We start from the raw sequence: 4,572 nt of genomic DNA, 5'->3' as shown, positions 1-4,572 counted from the left end.
CATAACCTGCGGGTTTTTGGTAGTTCTGACTGCTTTTTGATAGAACGCAAATGACGCTGATCAGACGGACTTGCACTGATCAAATCCGTCCCGCACGTGCGGGATCCGTAAAATCCGTGTCATCTGTGTTCTGTTTTTCATGGGAGAAAATTCTTTAATGTTTCAATGAAGAATGATTGTTCTATTCCTTAATGATTTTGGCCACTTCTGCCAACTTTTCACCCTGCACCCTCACAAAGTACACTCCGCGTGACAGGGCGCTGATGTCGAGTTGGGTTTCTGCCCGGATGATTTGTTTTTCGATCAGCTTTTCGCCGGTGATGTTGAATAAGGTAAGCAGCGCATTACCGGTTAGCATTGGCCATGATACCGTGATTACATCCCTGGCCGGGTTGGGAATAATGCGAATACCTGTTTCACCGGCAATTTCTTCCACGGGTATGAGGCAGGCTTCAAGTACTTGATTCTGATTATTACAGCCGGGGGCATTACTAAAAATTGAAACAGTACCATTAGGGCTTGCCAGATAATCACAAACGCTTTGCACTTCACAAGTTGATAATAATTGGTTATCATAGATGTGTATATCATTTATGGAACCCGCATCAATATTGTCCAGCCCCGTCAGAGTAGTCAGGGCGGTATTACCCCAAATTTGAAAACTGTTTCCCCCTATGGAAGTCAAACCTGATAAGCCCATTAAGCTGGTCAGGGCAGTGTTATACGAAATCCACAGGAAACCCATGATGGAGGTCAAATTTTCCAGCCCTGTCAGGCTTGTTAGTGCAGTGTTTTCCTTAATCCAAAGACTACCCAGGATTGAAGTCACATTGTCCATCCCCATCAGGCTTGTCAGAGAAGAGTTGCCTGATAAATAAAGCATACCCCCAATGGAAGTCAAATTTTCCAATCCTGTCAGGCTGGTAAGACCAGAGTTTCCTATAATTCCCAGGCTACTACCGATTGAAGTCACATTGTCCAGCCCTGACAGGCTGGTCAAGGTAGAGTTACCCATTAAATCAAGATTACCCCCGATGGAAGTCAAATTTTCCAATCCTGTCAAGCTGGTCAGGACAATGTTGCCACCAATTTCAACATCACCTCCTATAGAAGTCAACCCTTCCAGCCCTGTTAAACTGGTGAGCGAAGGAAGTCCACCCTGATAATCACTTCCAATTGTCAGACCTCCCCCAATGGAAGTCAACCCTTCCAATCCGTTCAGGCTGATCAGAGCATTGCTGGAATAAATATCAAGATCACCCCCGATAGAAGTCAAACTTTCTAGACCCGTTAAACTGGTAAGTAAAGGATTACCACCCTCATAAAAATCACCAATTATGAGACTGCCCCCAATCGTGATCAAACCATCCAGCCCCATCAGGCTTATTAGATTGTCATTGGAATAGATATCAAGATCAGCCTCAATGGAAGTCAGCACACTCAGCCCATCCAAATTCATTATATCGCTCCCACAAATAGTAACATAACCTTGTAAATCTGAGCAGTTGGGAAAATCAGACTGAAAACTATCTATCTCGAATTGAGTTGTAAAATGGTAATTGCCGAAAGGTAAACAAGGAACCATAACTCCACAAGAACCTGCTACTTCAATTGGGCTATTGCAATCATCAGAATTTCCATAAATATCTACAGAACCGTTAGGGTTTGCCAGATAATCACAAATGCTTTGCACTTCACAGTTGGATAGCGAAGCATTGTTATAAACATATAAATCTGTGATGGAGCCAGCATTGATGTTATCCAAACCCGTCAGGCTGGTCAAGGAATAGTTCTCAGCAATGCGAAGAATACCCCCGATGGAACTCAAATTGTCCAACTCCGCCAGGCTGGTCAGGGCATCGTTGTCCCAAATGCCAAAATCACCCCCGATGGAACTCAAATTGTCCAGCCCTGTCAGGCTGGTCATGGCATTCCAATAAATCCAGAGATCACCACCGATAGCATTCAAATTGTCCAGCCCTATCAGGCTAGTCAAGGATGGATTATGGCCAATATGTAAACTACCATCGACAGAAGTTAACATACCTAATGCATTGAGGTTGGTAATGCTGCTCCCCGACATCCAATCACCAATATAAACATCTCCCTCAATCTCCGTACATCCCGGATAATTGACCTGGAAATTGTCAATCTCTTCCTGTGTGGTAAAGGTGATGCCTTCGGGCAGGCAGCCAGCAAGGTTACCGCCGTTTGTTGTTTTAAGTATGATCCCATTATCACCAACGATGTATCCCGTGTTTTGGGTTGGAAAATGAACCGAATTTAACCACACCGGAATACCGACCGGTTGCTCCATCCATGTCAGTCCCCCATCGGTGGTTTTCAAAACGGTACCATCACCATCTTCACTCTCGCGGCCGACAACAAAACCGGTTTGGGAGTCAATGAAAAAGACCGACCTGGTTTGTGAACCTGAAATATAAATGGCTGACCAGTTTATCCCGCCGTCGATGGTAGTTACAAGATCGGTATGAGCCGGACCCTCTTCACTGCTTCCGATCGCAAAAACAGTATTTGAATCAACAGCAGATAGGGAATACAAAACGCCGTATTCGATGCCAAACAACAGCGAAAGCGTCCACTCAACCCCACCATCAGTGGTCTTCAGTATGATGCCATTTTGTTGTAAACACCCCCCTAACTGTCCACCGCAGGCATATCCGGTATTGGAATCCGTGAAATGAACCGTGTTTAACCACGTAAGCGTTTGTGTTCCCCAATACTGGCTGGTCCAGATCTCACCTCCGTCGGTCGTTTTTAAAATGATTGCTCCGTTCCCGACAACATAACCGGTTTCAGTGTCGGGGAAATGCACCGACGACAATGGTTCTGAGGTTCCGGATTCCAAGGCTTCCCATACAATGCCCCCATTTGTGGTTTTGAGAATAGTACCGCTGTCACCGACAACAAATCCGGTATTCGTATTTGTAAAATATACGGACGCAAGGCTGTTGGTGGTTCCCGAAACCTGGTTTTCCCAGTTATACCCGCCATCAGTGGTTTTTAAAATGGCGCCATTCCATCCAACCGCATAGCCTGTATCTTCATCTGTAAAATACACAGAACTGAGCCCATTTGTGGCTCCTGAATTAAGCGGGAACCATTGCGCATTTGCGCCATTCATCTCAACCAGCGCAACCAATAAAAAGATAAGTTTTTTCATGACGTTCCAATTTTACATTTTGAATTATTCCCTGATGATTTTTCCTACCTCCACCATTTTTTCATTTTGCACTCTCACAAAATACACTCCCCGCGGAAGGGTACCGATGTCAATTTGGGTTTCGTTATCTGCTAGCTGCCTTTCCATTACTTTTTCTCCGCTGACATTAAAGATCGAAAGGTTTGAAATGCCGGTTAATGCAGGATGGGAAATGGTGATCTTGTCAGTTGAAGGATTGGGGAATATAGTACAACCTGATACCTTTCTGTTTTCATTGATGTTTGTAAAAATATTGCAGTTTATTGGTTCGGGTAACTCAAAGCAATAAGAGCCCCCGTTTCCAAGAAATTCAACAGAACAATCCGTGTCTACCCTAAAATTCCAGCGATAACGTTCGGCCAGCCCAACACCTAGCTGAAAAGTATAATATTTGATGCCGGCTGTATCGCTGAAATAAATATGATCATACCAGGCAGCACTGCCACCCCATCCATCAGGCTCAGCATTAGCTATATCCTCGAATGACCCGAGGCTGTCGCATAAAGCATATAAATTTATCATTTCAGTTGTAGAAAGTACTCCCCAATGATCATTAGCAAAGAAATAGTTTAGAGTAAAATTATAGTTTGACAGTAATGTGTCAAGATCAGCAACCCCGGTGGTTATTTGCAGGTTCATCCAGTTGTTCAGCCAACTGCAGGATGGATCTAACTGCACCCAAATTGTTCTGATGTTAATGAACCCCATCACCCGATGAATACAGTATTTGTTAAAGACCGAATCCACTTCAGGCAGGTCATAGCGGTTACTAATGGCTGCCAACCCGCTCCAGACGGTGTCCTGGCACCACTGCGGGATATCGATCAGCGCAGTATCAGGCGAGTGGATGTCGAAGAGCCATTGTGCAGCGATGTCTTTTACATCATCCTGATAATACGATTCAAGTTCTTCAGTTACATCACAACTGGATGGCCATTGTGCCATTGCGCCATTCATCGCAACCAGCGCAACCAATAAAATGATAAGCTTTTTCATGATTTTAAGTTTTTTTGAATTTTGATTTAATAATTTGAACACGGATGACGCGGATCGGACGGATTTGCACTGATGTAATCCGTGTTTACCCGTAAAATCCGTGTCATCCGTATTCTGTTTTTCATTGTTTGATGATCTTTTTTGTGATGACCTGTTTGCCGGTCTTTAGCTGAAGCAGATAAATTCCCGATGGGAAACCTGAAGCGTCCCATATTGCCGGATGTTGACCTGCTGTCTGGTACTCATTGCAGAGTACTTCAACGGCCTGACCTAACTGGTTGAAGAGGGTCAGGGTAACGGGGCTGTCCTCGTCGAGCCGGTATTCGATGTGGATGGATTGCCCGAACGGGTTG

General features: G+C 44.6%; 3 protein-coding genes. All 3 read right to left on the bottom strand.

Annotated features, from left to right (window positions below; genetic code table 11):
• Nucleotides 1-181: 181 nt before the first annotated feature.
• Complete coding sequence (locus tag IH598_04985) at nt 182-3,184, bottom strand: T9SS type A sorting domain-containing protein (GenBank protein ID MBE0637853.1); 3,003 nt, start codon at nt 3,182-3,184, stop codon at nt 182-184.
• A 24-nt stretch (nt 3,185-3,208) separates the two neighbouring features.
• Nucleotides 3,209-4,219, bottom strand: a complete 1,011-nt coding sequence (locus IH598_04980; protein ID MBE0637852.1) for a T9SS type A sorting domain-containing protein — start codon at nt 4,217-4,219, stop codon at nt 3,209-3,211.
• 121 nt (nt 4,220-4,340) lie between these two features.
• On the bottom strand, nt 4,341-4,572 hold a 232-nt coding region (locus tag IH598_04975), incomplete at its 5' end, for a T9SS type A sorting domain-containing protein (GenBank protein MBE0637851.1).

Source organism: Bacteroidales bacterium, assembly GCA_014860585.1.
GTDB lineage: Bacteria > Bacteroidota > Bacteroidia > Bacteroidales > 4484-276 > RZYY01.
Note: the sequence above shows the minus strand (reverse complement) of the source record. Positions and strands in the feature narration are given on the sequence as shown.